Annotated in this window: 3 protein-coding genes and 1 tRNA gene; all 4 read left to right on the top strand. The window is 38.5% G+C overall.

All coding sequences use genetic code 11. The annotated features are described in order from the left end of the window. Nucleotides 1-578: aldehyde dehydrogenase family protein (locus J536_RS23950; protein ID WP_032064229.1), on the top strand; the 578-nt coding region annotated here is incomplete at its 5' end. 47 nt (nucleotides 579-625) lie between these two features. Further along, nucleotides 626-1,582 (top strand): carnitine monooxygenase, reductase subunit CntB, encoded by a 957-nt coding sequence (gene cntB / locus J536_RS23945; RefSeq protein WP_032063818.1) that lies wholly within the window; start codon nucleotides 626-628, stop codon nucleotides 1,580-1,582. A gap of 156 nt (nucleotides 1,583-1,738) precedes the next feature. After that, nucleotides 1,739-1,815 (top strand) — tRNA-Met (locus J536_RS23940). A 148-nt stretch (nucleotides 1,816-1,963) separates the two neighbouring features. After that, nucleotides 1,964-2,047: hypothetical protein (locus tag J536_RS26370; protein ID WP_228130730.1), on the top strand; the 84-nt coding region annotated here is incomplete at its 3' end.

Here is a 2,047-nt window from a genome sequence, read left to right as displayed (position 1 = left end):
GTGCTAACCGCATTTATGTACACGACAATATTTATCAAGCTTTTGCCGAAAAGTTTGTACAAGAAGTACAAAAGTTTAAAGTCGGTAATGGACTTGAAGATGGCGTGCAAATTGGCCCATTAATTAATGAAAAGGCTGTTTTGAAAGCACAGCAGTTGATTGATGATGCAGTTAGTAAAGGCGCTAAGGTCGCTTGTGGTGGCAAACAGCATGCTTTAGGGCAAACCTTTTATGAACCATCTGTTTTAACTAACGTTGATCGTACGATGGAAATTGTCCAAGAGGAAATTTTTGGTCCAGTTGCACCCCTCATTCGCTTTACTGATGAGGCTGATGTTGTTGCTCAAGCAAATGACACCATCTTTGGTTTGGCTGCTTATGTTTATAGTGAAAATATCTCACGTTTATGGCGAGTATCAGAACAGCTTGAATATGGAATGGTCGGTATGAATGCCACAGCAATTTCAAATGAAGTTGTACCATTTGGCGGTGTGAAACAATCAGGTGTTGGGCGTGAAGGCTCAAAGTATGGTCTTGAAGAATTCATGACCATTAAATACATGTGTTTAGGGCTTTAAGGATAAGCCCTAACAACAAGAATATGCGGTAAAAGAAGGATTCTAATATGGCTAATCATTATGAAATGTTCCCAGCGGTTGTTACTCAAGTGGAACAGCTAACCCCTTTAATCAAACGGTTTACGTTCAAACGTCAAGATGGGCAGAACTTTCCTCGATTTAGTGGGGGAAGCCATATTATTGTCAAAATGAATGAACAACTTTCAAATGCGTATTCACTAATGAGCTGTACGCAAGATTTATCGACTTATCAAGTCTGTGTTCGTAAGGATGTAGAAGGTAAGGGCGGTTCAGTTTTTATGCATGATCAATGCAATGAAGGCTGTGAAATCCAGATTTCAGAACCCAAAAATTTATTTCCATTAGCTGAAACAGGGAATAAACATATTTTAATTGCAGGTGGAATTGGCATTACACCATTCTTACCTCAAATGGATGAGCTTGCAGTGCGTGGTGCTGAGTATGAACTACATTATGCTTATCGCTCACCTGAACATGCGGCCTTGTTAGATGAGTTAAAGCAGAAACATGCAGAACATGTGTTTAGTTATGTTGACTCAGAAGGTTGCTCATTAAATCTGGATGAACTGCTTTCATCACAACCTAAAGGCACACATGTCTATGTTTGTGGGCCGAAACCCATGATTGATGCTGTGATTGATTGTTGTAACAAGCATCGTTACCGCGATGAATACATTCACTGGGAACAATTTGCCTCAACAGTTCCTGAAGATGGTGAAGCATTTACGGTGGTACTTGCTAAATCTAATCAGGAAATTGAAGTACAAAGTAACCAGACGATTTTACAAGCTATTGAAACATTGAATATTGATGTGGAATGCTTATGTCGCGAAGGTGTATGCGGTACATGTGAAACTGCTATTTTAGAAGGTGAAGCAGAGCATTTCGATCAATACTTAAGTGATGCAGAAAAGACCTCACAGAAGAGCATGATGATTTGTGTATCGAGAGCTAAAGGTAAAAAACTAGTATTAGATCTTTAATATATTTCTGTGGCCGATCAATTGTTTAAAGAAAAAAATGCTAAAAAAAGAACAAATAATGATGATCTGAATCTTATTTGTTCAATTGATGGGCATTAAGGGTTTTTACCTATTGACCTGCTATACAGAACTATAGATAATGCGCACACAGTTTACGGCTATGTAGCTCAGTTGGTTAGAGCACCGCACTCATAATGCGGGGGTCACAAGTTCAAGTCTCGTCATAGCCACCATTTTATAGACCACGCTCCTGCGTGGTCTTTTTTTATGCTCATTTTTTGATTAAACACAGTTTGTAAAGACCGACTTTATAGTTATGGCATTGTTTGTCTAGATCAATTTCTTCATGTTCTTATAACACTTAACAAGGATGTTGAAGACATGAAAAGGTCATTATTATTTTTAGGAATTTTAAGTTTAACGGCGGGAGTAGAGGCTTCTGCTGCTGATTTGAGTTGGGGAGAT

The sequence above is a fragment of the Acinetobacter sp. 809848 genome (assembly GCF_000581275.1).
GTDB classification, from domain to species: Bacteria; Pseudomonadota; Gammaproteobacteria; order Pseudomonadales; family Moraxellaceae; genus Acinetobacter; species Acinetobacter pittii.
Note: the sequence above shows the minus strand (reverse complement) of the source record. Positions and strands in the feature narration are given on the sequence as shown.

Bases quoted from the DNA above. Each gene is read 5' to 3' on its own strand.
- cntB (WP_032063818.1), top strand. From the start codon at position 626: ATGGCTAATCATTATGAAATGTTCCCAGCGGTTGTTACTCAAGTGGAA.